Annotated in this window: 13 protein-coding genes; 8 read left to right on the top strand and 5 right to left on the bottom strand. The window is 71.0% G+C overall.

Features of this window, described 5'->3' with window-relative positions; all coding sequences use genetic code 11:
* Nucleotides 1-92: 92 nt before the first annotated feature.
* The 3 genes from prcA to AD72_RS18160 are packed head-to-tail and all read left to right on the top strand — an operon-like array spanning nucleotide 93 to nucleotide 3,605.
* Nucleotides 93-893, top strand: a complete 801-nt coding sequence (prcA, locus tag AD72_RS18170; RefSeq protein ID WP_031467723.1) for a proteasome subunit alpha — start codon at nucleotides 93-95, stop codon at nucleotides 891-893.
* Nucleotides 890-2,488, top strand: coding sequence for a CocE/NonD family hydrolase (locus AD72_RS18165; protein ID WP_031467722.1), 1,599 nt, complete (start codon nucleotides 890-892; stop codon nucleotides 2,486-2,488). Before prcA ends, AD72_RS18165 begins: the two co-directional genes overlap by 4 nt.
* Nucleotides 2,445-3,605 (top strand): MFS transporter, encoded by a 1,161-nt coding sequence (locus AD72_RS18160; protein WP_051898745.1) that lies wholly within the window; start codon nucleotides 2,445-2,447, stop codon nucleotides 3,603-3,605. Before AD72_RS18165 ends, AD72_RS18160 begins: the two co-directional genes overlap by 44 nt.
* Here the strand turns inward: AD72_RS18160 and AD72_RS18155 are convergent, their stop codons facing one another.
* Nucleotides 3,606-4,832 carry an MFS transporter gene (locus tag AD72_RS18155; RefSeq protein WP_031467720.1) on the bottom strand — a complete coding sequence of 409 codons (1,227 nt, stop codon included), beginning with the start codon at nucleotides 4,830-4,832 and terminating at the stop codon, nucleotides 3,606-3,608. It abuts the gene before it with no gap.
* Nucleotides 4,833-4,938: 106 nt separating this feature from the next.
* Between AD72_RS18155 and pafA the strand changes: the two genes are divergently transcribed.
* The 3 genes from pafA to AD72_RS18140 all read left to right on the top strand — a co-directional run bounded on the left by pafA (nucleotide 4,939) and on the right by AD72_RS18140 (nucleotide 9,219).
* Nucleotides 4,939-6,297, top strand: coding sequence for a Pup--protein ligase (gene pafA, locus AD72_RS18150; RefSeq protein WP_020494967.1), 1,359 nt, complete (start codon nucleotides 4,939-4,941; stop codon nucleotides 6,295-6,297).
* Between the two features lie 17 nt (nucleotides 6,298-6,314).
* Nucleotides 6,315-7,529 carry a C40 family peptidase gene (locus tag AD72_RS18145; RefSeq protein WP_031467719.1) on the top strand — a complete coding sequence of 405 codons (1,215 nt, stop codon included), beginning with the start codon at nucleotides 6,315-6,317 and terminating at the stop codon, nucleotides 7,527-7,529.
* Nucleotides 7,530-7,740: 211 nt separating this feature from the next.
* Nucleotides 7,741-9,219, top strand: coding sequence for an FAD-dependent monooxygenase (locus AD72_RS18140; RefSeq protein WP_051898758.1), 1,479 nt, complete (start codon nucleotides 7,741-7,743; stop codon nucleotides 9,217-9,219).
* Here the strand turns inward: AD72_RS18140 and AD72_RS18135 are convergent.
* On the bottom strand, nucleotides 9,169-10,017 hold the full coding sequence (locus AD72_RS18135; protein WP_031467717.1) for a helix-turn-helix transcriptional regulator: 849 nt from the start codon (nucleotides 10,015-10,017) through the stop codon (nucleotides 9,169-9,171). The genes AD72_RS18140 and AD72_RS18135 overlap by 51 nt on opposite strands.
* A 137-nt stretch (nucleotides 10,018-10,154) precedes the next feature.
* Between AD72_RS18135 and AD72_RS18130 the strand changes: the two genes are divergently transcribed.
* Entirely contained in the window at nucleotides 10,155-11,093 is a 939-nt protein-coding gene (locus tag AD72_RS18130; protein WP_031467716.1) for an SDR family oxidoreductase, read from the top strand.
* Nucleotides 11,094-11,097: 4 nt separating this feature from the next.
* On the opposite strand, the gene AD72_RS18125 is transcribed toward AD72_RS18130, so the two are convergent.
* The 3 genes from AD72_RS18125 to AD72_RS18115 are packed head-to-tail and all read right to left on the bottom strand — an operon-like array spanning nucleotide 11,098 to nucleotide 13,901.
* Nucleotides 11,098-11,829, bottom strand: coding sequence for an SDR family NAD(P)-dependent oxidoreductase (locus AD72_RS18125; RefSeq protein WP_031467715.1), 732 nt, complete (start codon nucleotides 11,827-11,829; stop codon nucleotides 11,098-11,100).
* Nucleotides 11,826-12,722 carry an aminoglycoside phosphotransferase family protein gene (locus AD72_RS18120; protein ID WP_031467714.1) on the bottom strand — a complete coding sequence of 299 codons (897 nt, stop codon included), beginning with the start codon at nucleotides 12,720-12,722 and terminating at the stop codon, nucleotides 11,826-11,828. The genes AD72_RS18125 and AD72_RS18120 overlap by 4 nt, the downstream gene beginning before the upstream one ends.
* A 51-nt stretch (nucleotides 12,723-12,773) precedes the next feature.
* Complete coding sequence (locus AD72_RS18115; protein ID WP_031467713.1) at nucleotides 12,774-13,901, bottom strand: FAD-dependent oxidoreductase; 1,128 nt, start codon at nucleotides 13,899-13,901, stop codon at nucleotides 12,774-12,776.
* Nucleotides 13,902-14,056: 155 nt separating this feature from the next.
* Between AD72_RS18115 and AD72_RS18110 the strand changes: the two genes are divergently transcribed.
* Entirely contained in the window at nucleotides 14,057-14,908 is an 852-nt protein-coding gene (locus AD72_RS18110) for an LLM class flavin-dependent oxidoreductase (protein WP_031467712.1), read from the top strand.
* Nucleotides 14,909-14,923: the final 15 nt, after the last annotated feature.

Below are 14,923 nucleotides of genomic sequence, written 5' to 3'. Positions count from 1 at the left end.
AGGGGGTAGTAACTCATGAGCGAGCTTGCGAGCGAATCAAGGACACAGCAGTCTTGGCGAATGACCAAGCCGAGCGTTAGCGAGGTGCGGTCATGAGTATGCCGCTGTACGCCTCGCCGGAACAGTTGATGCGGGAGCGCTCCGAGCTCGCGCGCAAGGGAATCGGGCGCGGGCGCAGCGTCGTGGTGCTCTCCTACGCGGGCGGAGTGCTGTTCGTCGCGGAGAACCCCTCGACCACCCTGCACAAGGTCTCGGAGATCTACGACCGCATCGGGTTCGCCGCGGCAGGCCGCTATTCCGAGTACGAGGCGCTGCGCCGGGGCGGGATCAAACAGGTCGACATGTGGGGATTCGCCTACGACCGCAGGGATGTGTCCGCGCGCCAGCTCACCAACGTGTACGCGCAGACCCTCGCGGCGATCTTCACCGAGCAGCTCAAGCCCTACGAGGTCGAGCTGTGCATCGCCCAGGTCGGCACCGAGTACGGCGGTGACGAGCTCTACCGGGTCACCTACGACGGATCGGTCGTGGACGAACCGCGGTTCCTGGTCATGGGCGGCCAGACGGAACCGATCTCGGCGAAGCTGGGCGAGACCTACGCGGAGAACATGGATCTGGCGCACGCCGTGGATGTGGCCGTGCGCGGTCTCGGCGCTGCCGCGAGCGGCAACGGCGGGACGAGTGCGACCGGTAACGGTGGACCCAGCACGGCGAAGCCGAGCGGAACCGGGCTTCCCGAGCTGGACAAGCTGGAGGTCGCGGTGCTCGACCGGCAGCGGAGCAGGCGCACCTTCCGCCGGATCACCGGCGCGGCGCTGACCGGGCTGCTGCCTTCCGCGGACACGAGTGACGCCGAGGAGAAACCGGAGAGCGAGGGCGGCGGCGAGGCATGACCCTCGCCAGCCATTTCGTCGAACGGTTCCTCCGGCTTCCCGCACCGCACACCCGTGAGGTGAACGTGCACCGGGATCAGCGCATCCCGATGCCGGACGGCGTGGTGCTGCTCGCCGATCACTGGACGCCCGCGCACGCCCCGGGGGAGCTGCCGACCGTGCTGGTCCGCTGCCCCTATGGGCGCAGCGGTCCGATGATCGACAACGGCATCGGGCGGGTGTTCGCCGAGCGTGGCTTCCAGGTGCTCGTGGTCAGCACCCGGGGCACCTTCGGTTCCGGTGGAGAGTTCGCACCGCAGGTCAACGAGCGCGAGGACGGGCTCGCGGTGCTGGACTGGCTGGAGCGGCAGCCCTGGTACGACGGCCGGGTCGTGCTGTTCGGGCCGAGCTACCTCGGGTTCACCCAGTGGGCGATCGCCGCGGACGCCCCGCAGGTCAAGGCGATGGTGCCGCAGGTGACCTCGGCGCGGCTGACCATCGGGTTCACCCGGCCCTACTCGCTGGACGGGCTGTTCCGCTGGTCGGTGCAGACCGCGACCCAGGAGCAGTCCTTCGCGTTGCTGCGCAGCCGGTTGCGCGAGCGCGCGGTGGTCCGGGCGATGAACACCGCCCCGCTCGGCGAGGCGGACCTGCGGGTGCTCGGCCGCCGGTGGCCGTTCTTCGCCGAGACCCTCGCGCACGGTCCGGACGATCCGCACTGGGCGAGGGGAGACCTCGGTGCCACGGTCGAGGAGGTCCGCATCCCGGCGAGTTTCGTGGCGGGCTGGTACGACCTGTTCGCCGGGGACCAGCTCGAGGAGTACCGGCGGCTGGTCGGGGCGGGCACCCCGGCACGGCTGACCGTCGGGCCGTGGGTGCACGGCGCCATGGGCGGGATGCGCGCCGCGCTGCGGGAAGGCCTGGACTGGGCGGGTGCGCACGCCAGGGGAGAGCAACCGGCCCAGCGCGCCTCCGTCCGGTTGTTCGTGCTGGGGCAGAACCGCTGGCGCGACTTCGAATCCTGGCCACCGCCCGGGTACTCGCCGACGTCCTACTACCTGCACGGCGACGGGAGCCTCGGCACCGAGCACCCGGCCGACGGCGAGCCGAGCAGGTACCGCTACGACCCGGCGGATCCGACCCCTTCGGTGGGCGGTCCGCTGCTCACCGCCCGCAAGGGCGCCTTCGACCAGCGCAAACTCGAGGCACGCCCGGATGTGCTCACCTTCTCGACCGCGCCGCTGACCGCGGATCTCGAGGTGATCGGCGAGGTCACCGCGAAGGTGTGGCTGCGGTCGAGCAGGCCGGACACCGATGTGTTCGTGCGGCTCTGCGATGTGGACCGGCGCGGGCGCTCGACCAATATCTGCGACGCCCTGGTCAACGTCCGCCCGGACGGCATCACGCCGGTCGAGCTGCGGCTGAGCCCGACCGCGTACCGATTCCGCACCGGGCACCGGGTCCGGGTGCAGGTCTCCAGTGGCGCGCACCCGAGGTTCGCCCGCAATCCCGGCTCCGGCGAACCGCTCGCCACGGCGCTGAGTCTGCATCCGGCCGACCAGGAGCTGTTCCATGACCGAGAGCACCCTTCCACAGTCACCCTGCCGCAGGCCTGAGCTCGCGGCCAGGGGAGCGCTGGCCACCCTGTTCGTCGTGGACGGCGTGGTGTTCGCCAGCTGGACGAGCAGGCTGCCCCAGGTGCAGGAGTCCGTCGGCGCGGGAAACGGCGGTCTCGGGGTGGCCCTGATCGGCACCGCGATCGGCGCGTTCACCGCCATGCCGCTGATCGGCTGGTGGTGCCGCAAACACGCACCCGCCCCGGTCGCCCTGCTTGCCGGCTTCGCGCTCTGTGGGGCCGTGATGCTGCCGGGGCTCGCCGGATCACCGCTGGTCCTGCTCGCCCTGCTGCTGGCCTTCGGCGCCGCCTACGGTGCGGTCGACGTCTCGATGAACGCCTCGGCGGTGCAGCTCGCCGAGCACCGGCGCAGGCCCATCCTGCCCGCGCTGCACGCCGGGTTCAGCGCGGGCAACGTCGCCGGTGCCGGAATGGGGGCGCTGTTGTCCGCGCTCGGGGTGTCCGTGGAGGCGCACCTGCTGGGGGTGGGCGCGCTCGGTGCCCTGGTGCTCGCGGCCTGCGCGCCGGGGCTGTGGCGGCCGGGTTCCCCGGAACCGCACGCCGCGGGGCACCGGCACCTCGGCGGGGTGCTGTGGCTGGTGCTCGCGGCCGCCGCGCTCACCTTCGCCGCCGCGTTCGGTGAGGGCACCATCGCCAACTGGTCCGGCATCCACCTGCGCGAACAGGCCGGGGCCGCGGCGGGAGTGCTGCCGCTCGGGTACGCGGTGTTCGCGCTCGCCCAGGTCATCGGCCGCAGCGCGGGTACGCCGCTGGCGGCCCGCTTCGGTGCCCGCCCCCTCGTGGTGGCCGGGATCCTGCTCGGTGTCGCGGGCCAGCTCGTGGTGCTCGTGCCGAACACCGCGGTGATGCTCGCCGGGTACTTCCTCACCGGGATCGGGCTGTCCTCGCTGTTCCCGCTCGGCATCGCCCGCGCGGGTGCGCTCGGCGGCAGTGCGGGAGTCGCGGTGGCCTCCACCCTCGGCTACGGGGGTGTGCTGCTCGGCCCGCCCATCGTCGGGCTGCTGGCCGGGCAGAGCTCGCTCGCCCTCGCACTGGTGCTTCCGGTGCTGCTGCTGGCGGGTTGCCTGGCGATGACGGCCACCCTGCGGGAGAACTGATCACACCCTGGGCTGGCGCAGGGAACGCACTCCCGAGGTGGTGACCATGGCGAGCACGCAGCCGAGCACCACCAGGGTCATCACCCACAGCGTCGGCCCCAGCCCGATCGCGTGCACCACCGGAGGGGCGGCGATCTGGGCGACCGGGATGGCGATCACCGAACCCAGGATGTCGTAGGAGACCACCCTGGCCAGCTTGTCCTCCGGGATGTGCTGCTGCAGGGAGGTGTCCCAGGCGACCGCGAACACGTCCAGGCCCAGTCCGGCGGCGAACGCGGCGAGCATCAGCGGCACCGTGGACGGCCACACCGCGAGCATCAGCGGCATCAGCGCGATGCTGGCCATGCAGGCGCAGCCGAGCAGCAGCAGCCGCGGCACCCGGATCCGCATCGCCAGCAGTGCACCGAACAGCAGTCCGACCCCCTGCGCGCCGACGATGAAGCCCCAGTCCCTGCGGCCGAAACTGGTGTCGGCGATGTACGGGCCGAGCACTTCCATATAGGCGCCGAAACACGCGTTGAGCACCAGGAAGGTCAGGACCACGATCCACACCCAGTCCCGGGAGCGCACCTCGGTCCAGCCGTCCCGCAGCTGGCGGGTCAGGGATTCGGAGCGTTCGGCGGTGGTGTGCGGCCCCACCCGCACCAGCGCGAAGCACAGTCCGGCGATCGCGAAGCTCAGCGCGTCGATGGCCAGGCCCTGACCGGGGCCGATCGCCGCGACCAGGATCCCGCCGACCGAGACGCCGAGGATGTTGGCCGCGTTCATGCCCAGCCGGATGACCGAGTTCGCCCGCTGCCGCGCACCCTCGGGCACCGTCTGCGGGAGCAGCGCGGCGGAGGCGGGCAGCGCGACCGCGGCGGCGAGCCCGTTCACCGCGGAGAGCACCACCAGCAGGGGCACCGAGGCGATCCCGGTGAGCACCACGGTGGCGACCGCGGCCTGGCTCACCGCGGCAAGGCCGGTGGAGGAGACGAGCAGCAGGCGGCGCGGCATCCGGTCCGCGAGCACCCCGCCGAAGAGCACGAAGACCACGTTCGCCACGGTGCGGGCACCCACGACGAGGCCGAGATAGGTCAGCGAACCGGTCAGATCCAGCACCGCGAAGGCCAGCGCCACGGTGGCGACCGAGTTGCCGAGCATGTCGATGAGCCGACCGGCTGCGAGCGCGCGGAATGCGGGGATGCGCAGCGGAGAGAGCTCCTCACGGTGCGCGGTGGTCGTCATGAAGGCACGGTACGTGATCGGTTCACGGGGCTTGACAGCGCATCGATGTCGATTCGATCCCCGCGGACCCGCGCGCGCGGCGGGTGATTGCCCGTAGGCTGAAAGCATGCAGCGGCGGATCTTCGGCATCGAGACAGAATTCGGCGTCACCTGTACCTTCCACGGGCAGCGCAGGCTCAGCCCGGACGAGGTGGCGCGGTACCTGTTCCGGCGGGTCGTTTCCTGGGGCCGTTCGTCGAACGTGTTCCTGCGCAACGGTTCACGGCTCTACCTCGACGTCGGCTCGCACCCGGAGTACGCCACGGCGGAGTGCGACGACCTCGTCGGGCTGGTCACCCACGACAAGTCGGGGGAGCGGCTGCTCGAGGACCTGCTCGTGGACGCCGAACGCCGGCTCGCTGACGAGGGCATCGGCGGGGACATCTTCCTGTTCAAGAACAACACCGACTCCGCGGGCAACTCCTACGGCTGCCACGAGAACTATCTGGTGGCCCGCGCCGGTGAGTTCTCCAGGATCGCGGACGTGCTGCTGCCGTTCCTGGTCACCCGCCAGCTGGTGTGCGGGGCGGGCAAGGTGCTGCAGACCCCGCGCGGGGCGGTGTACTGCCTCTCCCAGCGCGCCGAGCACATCTGGGAGGGCGTGTCCAGCGCGACCACCCGCTCCCGGCCGATCATCAACACCCGCGACGAGCCGCACGCGGACGCCGAGCGCTACCGGCGGCTGCACGTGATCGTCGGCGACTCGAACATGTCCGAGGTCACCACCCTGCTCAAGGTCGGAAGCGCGCACCTGGTGCTGGAGATGATCGAGGCCGGGGTGCAGTTCCGCGACTTCTCCCTGGACAACCCGATCCGCGCGATCCGGGAGATCAGCCACGACCTGACCGGGCGGCGGCTGATCCGGCTCGCGGGCGGGCGCGAGGCCAGCGCGCTGGACATTCAGCGCGAGTACTACGCGCGCGCGGTCGAGTACGTGGCGGGCCGGGAACCCGACCCGGTGATGGACCGGATCGTGGAGCTGTGGGGCCGCACGCTGGACGCGGTGGAGGCCCAGGACCTGTCCAAGATCGACCGGGAGGTCGACTGGGCCATCAAGCGCCGGCTGCTCGAGCGCTACCAGAGCAAGCACGGCATGGAGCTGTCGAATCCGCGTATCGCCCAGCTCGATCTGGCCTACCACGACATCCGGCGCGGGCGCGGCCTGTTCGACCTGCTGCAGCGCAAGGGCGCGGTGGACCGGGTGACCGACGACGGGGACATCGAGGCCGCCAAGGACACCCCGCCGCAGACCACGCGGGCCAAGCTGCGCGGGGACTTCATCGCCGCGGCACAGTCCGCGGGCCGGGACTTCACCGTGGACTGGGTGCACCTCAAGCTCAACGACCAGGCCCAGCGCACCGTGCTGTGCAAGGACCCGTTCCGCGCGGTGGACGAGCGCGTCGAACGACTCATCGCTTCGTTGTAGCTGGTATGAGTACACCCATGGACTCGAACGAGCCCGATGACGGGCACCGTGGCGGGCAGGGTGCCGGGCAGGGTGGTGGACGTCGCCGTCCGATGATCATCGCGGTCATCGTGGTGGTGGCCCTCGCGGTCGGCGGCATCGTCACGGCGAGCCAGTTGCTTTCCACCGATGCCGAGCCACGAGCGGCTGCGGACGCGAGCGCACCGCCCGCGGAGACGGGGAAGCCCTCGGCGAACACGCCGCCGACGAAGGCCGGACTGCCGCAGGCGATCGGCCGCAAGGTCGCCGTTCCCCCGGACGACACGGATTCCGGCAGCGCGTTCGAGGACTGGGTCAAGCAGATCTCCGGGTGGCTCGACATCCCGGAGCGGGCGATGACCTCCTATGCCAAGGCCACGGTCACGCTGAACAAGCAGCAGCCCGCCTGCCACATGTCCTGGGTGACGCTGGCCGGTGTCGGCAAGCAGACCACCGACCACGGCCGCGCGGGCGGTGGGATCGGCGCCGACGGCACGACCGCCGAGCCGATCGGCAACGTGGAACTGCGCGATTTCTTCGACAAGGTCGTGTCGAAACCCGCGGCGCGCGGGCCCATGCAGCTGACCAGCGCCCAGTGGAAGCGGTACGGCGGCAGCGCGAACGGCACCGGCAAGGGGGACCCGGAGAGCTTCGACGACGCGGTGCTCGCCGCGGGCAGGACACTGTGCGCCGACGGAGCCGATCTCGCCGACGGCGGGGCGTGGTGGCGGGCGGTCTCGCGGATCGATGACGCACCGCTGTTCCTGCACCGGGTGCTGGCCACCGCGACGGTGTACGGCACCGTCTCCCAGGATCCGAATCCGCCGAAACCCCAGCCGCTGCACGCGGTCGAGTTCGCCATCTCCAAGATCGGGCTGCCCTACGTCTGGGGCGGTAACGGCAAGGGCGGCGGAGACCACGGCGGTTTCGACTGCTCCGGGCTGACCACCGAGGCCTACGCCGCGCAGGGCATCCAGTTGCGCCGGATGGCCGACTGGCAGTTCCGGGACACCCCGCCGGTGCCGAAGGGCCAGGATCCGCGGCTCGGTGATCTGGTGTTCTTCGGCAATCCGGCGGGCAAGATCCACCACGTCGGGATCTACATCGGCAACCACCAGATGATCGACGCGCCCACCTTCGGGCAGGCCGTGCAGGTGCATCCGTACACCAAGCCCGGGGACGACTTCGCCGGAGCGGGCCGCGTGGTCGGCTGAAAACGGTTGGCACCGGTGCTGTTCGGGCCGGTAATCTGTGGCCGACCGTGACATCGCCGGGGAGGTGAGACCCATGACCGCTGGATCGACGTGGGTGCTCCCTCGACGCGTCACGGCCGGCGACTGACCACGGGGTCGCCGGGAGCGCCCGGAAACAGGGCACTCCCGAAAGGCGATACCTATGGAAACTTCCCGATTCTCCGCGCTCCCGATGTTCGACGTGATCATCGCCGGGTGCGGGCCGACCGGCGCGCTGCTGGCCGCCGAACTGCGACGGCACGAGGTGCGGGTACTCGTTCTGGAGCGGGAGACCGAACCCGTGTCCTTCGCCCGCCTCGTCGGCCTGCACATCCGCAGCCTCGAGTTGCTGGCGATGCGCGGACTGCTGGAACGCGTGCGCGAACACGGAAGGCAGCGCCCGGCAGGCGGATTCTTCGCCGCCATCCCCAAACCCGCGCCCGAAAGCCTGGATTCGGCGCACGCCTACCTGCTGGGTATCCCGCAGCCGGTACTGGTGCGACTGCTCGAGGAACACGCGGTCGAACTGGGCGCGCGGATCCGGCACGGGTGCGCGGTGGCCGATCTCGCGCAGGACGAAGACGGGGTGACCGTCGAACTGCCCGACGGGGAACGGCTGCGCGCGCGTTATCTCGTCGGTTGCGACGGCGGGCGCAGCACGGTGCGCAGGCGGCTCGGGATCGGTTTCCCCGGCGAGCCCGCGCGCAACCACACGCTGATGGGCGAGATGGAAGTGACCGTGCCGCAGGAGGAAATCGCCGCCACGGTCGCCGCGGTCCACGGAACCCAGCGGCGGTTCTGGTTGCGGCCCTCGGGGGAGAACCGTTACAGCGTCGTGGTTCCCGACGCCGCGGGCGGTGATCGTACGGAACCGCCTGCCCTCGAGGATTTCCGGCGGCGGCTGCGCGCCATCGCCGGAACCGATTTCGGTGTGCACTCCCCGCGCTGGTTGTCCCGCTTCGGGGACGCCACCCGGCTGGCCGAGCGCTACCGGGCCGGGCGGGTCCTGCTGGCCGGCGACGCCGCGCACATTCACCCACCGACCGGCGGGCAGGGCCTCAATCTGGGCGTGCAGGACGCGGTCAACCTCGGCTGGAAACTGGCCGCGCAAATCCGTGGCTGGGCACCGGAAACACTGCTGGACACATACGAAACCGAACGCCGCCCGGTCGCCGAGGCCGTGCTGGACAACACCCGCGCCCAGATGGAACTGCTGGTCGAGGAGCCGGGCCCGCGGGCCGTGCGCAGGCTGCTCACCGAACTGATGGACTTCGAGCAGGTGAACCGCCATCTGATCGAGAAGATCACCGCGCTCGACATCCGCTACGACTGCGGCGACGGACCCGAGCTGCTCGGCCGCCGCCTGCGCGATGTCGAACTGAGCCGGGGCCGGCTCTACGATCGGCTGCATCGCGGCCGCGGCCTGCTGCTGGACCGCACTGCAGGGCTGACCACCGGCGGCTGGGCGGACCGGGTCGACTATCTCGCGGATCCCGCCGTGGCACTGGAAGTTCCGTGCCTGTTGCTGCGCCCGGATGGTCACGTCGCCTGGATCGGCGCGGAGCAAGGCGATCTGGACGAGCACCTGTCCCGCTGGTTCGGCGAACCCGCCGAACCGTGCTCAGCCTCGCGCGAGCCCGTGCTCGGGTCCGAGGACCGAGAGCAGCCGTAGTTTCTCGTGGCTCTCGCTGCCCGGGACAGCGGTGTAGACGAGCAGCATGTGCGACTGATCGGGATCCAGGAGGGTTTGGCAGGTGACCTCCAGCGCGCCGACCTCGGGGTGCACATAGCGTTTGACGCCGTCATAGTGCACGCCGATCTCGTGCTCGTTCCAGAAGCCGCGGAATTCCTCGTTCCGCGCGAGCAGCAGGTCCCGGAGCTGGGCGGCCCGGGACTCGGGGCCGCGAAGGGTGACCAGCTTGCGCAGTCCCGAGACGAACACGCGGGAGTGCAGCACGTGGTCCTCGGGGTGGTACCGGGCGCGGACCGCGGGATCGGTGAACCACCGGTAGCCGATGCTGCGAGCCGGCCCGGTGTATCCGCCCGTGTCCCCGGTGAGCGCGATGCCGAGCGGCGTCTGGCGCAGCGTCTCGCCGAGCTCGGTGACGATCTCGGCGGGAGTGTCGGTGAGCCGGTCGAAGATGCGCAGCAGGCCGGGGCCGACGTGTTCGCTGAGCGTGCCGCGCGCGGGCGGGTTGTGCCCGGCGAGGCGGAACAGGTGATCGCGTTCGTCGAGGGAAAGGTGCAGTCCCTGCGCGAGCGAGGCGATCATCTGCTCGGACGGGTGCGGTCCGCGTTCCCGTTCGAGCCGGCTGTAGTAGTCGGCGGAGATGTGGCACAGCGCCGCGACCTCCTCCCGACGCAGTCCGGTGGTGCGGCGCCGTTGCCCGCGCGGCAGGCCGACATCCTCGGGCTGCAGCGACTCGCGGCGGCGGCGCAGGAATTCGGCGAGTCCCGCTCGATCGAGCACGGCTTTCCCTCCTCGTTCCGGTGCTGCCCAGTGTGCCTGACGATTCCGCGGTTTGCCTGGGATCGACAGGCCGTGGCTGCGCCCGTGGATCCGGCGCAGCCTGAAGGCACACCGTCCAGCGAACCCAGGAGCAGCACATGGCGCCCAGCCGACCGGACATCACCCTCGGAGACCTTTCCGGGAAACTCGCCGTGGTCACCGGCGCCAGCGACGGCGTCGGACTCGGCCTGACCGAGCGGCTGGCCGCCGCCGGTGCCGAGGTCGTCCTGCCCGTCCGCAACGCGGCCAAGGGGGAGGCGGCGGTGGCCAGGATCAGGCAGCGCCATCCGGAAGCGGCGCTGTCCCTGCGCGAGCTCGACCTGTCCTCGCTGGACTCGGTCACCGCGCTGGGCGCCACGTTGCGCGGCGAGAACCGTCCGATCCATATCCTGGTCAACAACGCCGGGGTGATGACCCCGCCGCAACGGCGCAGCACCGCCGAAGGGTTCGAGCTGCAGTTCGGCAGCAACCACCTGGGCCACTTCGCCCTCGTCGCCGGGCTGCTTCCGTTGCTGCGCGCCGGACGGGCGCGGGTGACCTCGCAGATCAGCGTCGCCGCGAACCAGCACGCCATCAACTGGGACGACCTGAACTGGGAGCGGTCCTACCACGGTCAGCGCGCCTACAGTCAGTCGAAGATCGCGTTCGGCCTGTTCGGTCTCGAACTGGATCGGCGAAGCCGGGCCGGAGGCTGGGGGATCACCAGCAACCTCGCCCATCCGGGTGTCGCGGCCACCAATCTGCTCGCCGCGCGCCCCGAACTCGGCCGCGCGCGGCCCACTCCGCTCGCCCGGGTCATCCATGCGCTGTCCCGTCGCGGCATCCTGTTCGGGACGGCCGAGACCGCGCTTCTGCCCGCGCTGCTGGCGGCCACCACACCCGAGACAGGCGCCCGGCTCTACGGTCCCAGCGGGCCGCTGCACTACTCCGGCGCACCAGCCGAACAGGCCCTGTACTCCCGGCTGCGCGGCACCGAGGACGCCGAACGGATGTGGCGGATCTCCGAGGAACTCACCGGCGCCGCCTTCCCGCGATGAAGGATCAGCGCACCGGTTCCCCGTCCCGGAAGAGGCCGCCGGTGGGGCCGTCCGCGCCGAGGGTGGCCGCCCAGACGATGCCCCGTGCGCTCTCCGCGGCCGGGCGGTCGTTGTCGTCGTCGCCCCGTTCGGGATGGGTGGCGGTATCGCCCGGATCGACGGCGTTGACCAGGATCGGGGTGTCCGCGAAGGCCTTGGCGAGCACCGTGGTCAGCACGTCGAGCAGGTACTTGCCCATCGAGTGGGCGGGGGAGCGCAGGCTCGCGCCGAGATCGAGCCCGGTGGCGATCTGCTGGGCGGAAAGGCTGGAGACGTTCACGATCCGGGCCGCGGGCGCGGCTCTCAACAGCGGCAGCATCGACTGGACCAGCGCCCACGGGCCGAGCGCGTCGACCTCGATCGCGGAGCGCACGGCGTCCATATCGGCCTCGAGCGCGGACAGGGTCCGGAAATCCGGCACATCGCTGGCGTTGTTGATCAACACGTCCAGCCGCCCGAAGGTCCCGGTGAGGTATTCGGCTGCCGCGTCCATGCTCGCCCGCTCGGTCAGGTCCAGGCGCAGTGCGGTTGCCGGGTAGCCGTCCTGGCGCAACCGCTCGGCCAGCGATTCGGCGCGGGCGAGTTCACGCGCGGTGAGGACGACGTGGTGGCCGAGCTCGGTGAGTTGGCGGGCCACCGCGTAGCCGAGCCCGGCCGGGCGGCTGGTCCCGGTGATCAGTGCGGTTTTCGCGGTCATGGCCGGTTCGCTGCTCGGCTCGGCTGGTTCCCGGTCAGCGCACGTTCGAGAGCGGCCCGCCCCGCGGGTTCCCAGCTCGGTTTGCCGCCGGGAAGCCCGTGCCTGCCGTTGCGGCCGATGCGGATCAGGAGCAGGGCGCGCAGCACGGCCCAGCCACGGGCCCGCACGCGGGTGGCCTCGCCGGTGTCCGGGTACGCGTCGAAGAACCGCTCCGCCGTGCCCGCGGGCAGCAGAACCCAGGCGGCCGCCAGATCGACGGCGGGATCGCCCGCGCCCACATCGCCGAAGTCGATCACTCCGGCCAGCGTCCTGTCCCGCACGATCACGTTCGCCGGATGCAGATCGTTGTGCAGCCAGACCGGTGCGGCGACGGCCTTCGCCCAGACTGCGCGGGCCGCTTCGCTTTCCGGCTCCCCGGCGATCACCTCCAGGGCATCGTCGAATCCGTCCTGCAGCCCGGCCATCGGCCCGCTGCGCGTGGGATTCACCGGCGCCTCGGCAGGCGCTTCGCGGTGCAGTGCAGCCAGGAACTCCGCCAGGGTTTCCGCCGCACCGGGGCAGGTGATCGGCGTCCGGTCCGCGGGTTCGCCATCGACCCAGCGGGTGATCGTCCAGGTGTGCTCGAACAGGTCCGAGGGTTCACCGACGCGCACCGGGACCGGCGTCGGCAGCGGCAGGCGTTCCGCGAGCCCTGGCAGCCACCGCTGCTCGATGCGCAGCAGGTACGGGGCGCGTTCGGTGCGCGGCAGCCGCACGGCCAGTTCCGGGCCGAGACGCCACTGCTGGTTGCCCCAGCCACCGGGCACCTCGCGGAGTTCGAGCCCGGCGAGATCCGGATGCTGTTCGGCCACCAGCGCCCGCACCAGATCGCGCTCGAAGCCGAACTCCGCCATGGCAAGGCCTCCCGTCACCGGTGTCCACCCGGCAAGCTAGCAGCATCCGGCCTACTGGTCCGCGGCGAACGCGGCGACGAGGCTGTGCGGGGCATCCGGGCCGAACATGAACTCGTAGAGCTGAACTCCCTCAGCGGCTTCCGCGGCGCCGCGCGGGAACATCGCCCGTTCGAACTCACCGAGCGCGGTGTCGAGCTCGCCCGGGTGCGCGGCGGCGATGGCCTCGCCGAGTTCGGCACCGTCCTGCATGGCCAGGTTGGCGCCCTCACCGTTCGGCGGCGCGAGATGGGCGGCGTCGCCGATCAGGGTCACGCCGGGCACGCGGTCCCAGGAATGCCCGGCCGGCAGGGTGTGCAGCGGCCGCAGGATCGGTCCTTCCTCGGCCTCGGTGATCAGGGCGGTGAGCTCGGGTGCCCAGCCGTCGAACTCTTGCGCGAGGCGCGCGGCGGCCGCTCCGGGGTCGGCGGACTCGATTCCGGTGAACCAGTCCCGCGGTTTGCTCAGCGCCACATAACTGTGCAGGGTTCCGCCGGTTTCCCGGTGCGCCTGGATTCCCTTCCCCGGCGCGAGCGACCAGAGTGAACCACCGCCGACCGCCTTGGCGCTCGCCGGATGCCGGGTGTCGCTCTCGAACAGGTAGGTCTCGATGAAGGACATGCCGATGTACTCGGGTGTCGCGGGGGAGAGCAGTGGGCGGACCCGGGACCAGGCTCCGTCCGCGCCGACCAGCAGGCCGGTGACCACGGTGCCGCCCTCGGCGAAGCTCACCTCGTGCCGGCCCGCGCCGAGGGAACGCACGCCCGCCACCTTGTGGCCCCACCGCACGGTGCCCTCCGGGAGCGAGTCGAGCAGCATCCGGCGCAGCGCGCCGCGCGGTACCTCGGGGCGATCTCCGGTGCCGTCGTCGGGGATGTCGAGCAGCACCGTGCCGTCCCGGTCGAGCACCCGGTACTGCTGATGGCCCTCGAGGACGAGCTCGCGGAACTGCTCGGTCAGCCCGGCCGCGTGCAGTGCGGGTGCTCCGTTGTGTTCGTGAATGTCGAGCAGCCCGCCCTGTGCGCGGGCGGTCGGGGAGGACTCGGCCTCGTAGACCGTGACCGGGATTCCGTGTACGTGCAGGACGCGGGCGAGGGTGAGCCCGCCGAGTCCGGCTCCGATGATCGTGACGGGGGTGTGCATGACGGACTCCTTCGGTTCTGGAACATCGTTCCACTCAAGTCTGGAACGATGTTCCAGAGAAGTCAAGCGGACCCGGAACCGGTGCGAATATGAGTTTCGGAACACGGCGGAGTTCGCCTAGTCTCGGGCGGCAGGCCGAACGGGAGGATCCGGACATGCGGTACTCGATCAACATTCCGAACTTCGGGGACTTCGCCGACGTCCGCGCGGTGACCCGGGTGGCGGTGGCGGCCGAGGACGCGGGCTGGGACGCGGTGTTCGTCTGGGATCACGTGCTGTTCGACAAACGCCTCGGCTACCCGGTCGCGGATCCCTGGCTGCTGCTGGGCGCGATAGCGCAGGCCACGAACCGCGTCCGGCTCGGCGCCATGGTCACCCCCGTCGCGCGGCGCCGCCCGCAGCAGCTCGCCAGGCAAGTGTCCACTCTGGACAACATGAGCGAGGGACGCGTGGTCTTCGGCGCGGGGCTCGGGGCGCCGGTCGAGGACGAGTACGGCAGTTTCGGCGAACCGACGGATCCGGTGCTGCTCGCCGAACGGCTGGACGAGGGACTCGGGCTACTCGGCCGGTACTGGACGGGCGAGCCGGTCGATCATGAAGGAAAGCATTACACCGCACGGGATGTCGCGCTGTTGCCGCCGCCGGTGCAACGGCCTCGGGTGCCGGTGTGGATCGCCGGGAACTGGCCCCGCCGCGGCCCGATGCGCCGCGCGCTGCGCTGGGACGGGGTGGTCCCGTTCTTCCCCGGTGCCGACCACGGCACCGCCCCGGCGCCGGAACAGGTTCGCGAACTCGCCGCGTTCGCCGCGGATCGGACCGCTTCCGGGCCGTTCGACATCGTCGTCGGTGGGGTCTCCCCTGCGGATCCGGGGGCCGCGGCCGAACTGGTCGGGCCACTCGCCGAGGCGGGTGCGAACTGGTGGGACGAACGGCGCCCCATCGACGCGGACATCATCCGGCTGGACCCGGTACTGCGGCGGGTGCAGGCCGGTCCGCCGCGGTTCTAGCTGTTGCGGGACATG

Origin of the sequence: Sciscionella sediminilitoris, from assembly GCF_000737195.2 — a bacterium.
Taxonomy (GTDB): Bacteria; Actinomycetota; Actinomycetes; order Mycobacteriales; family Pseudonocardiaceae; genus Sciscionella; species Sciscionella sediminilitoris.
This window is presented reverse-complemented; position numbering and strand designations above follow the sequence as displayed.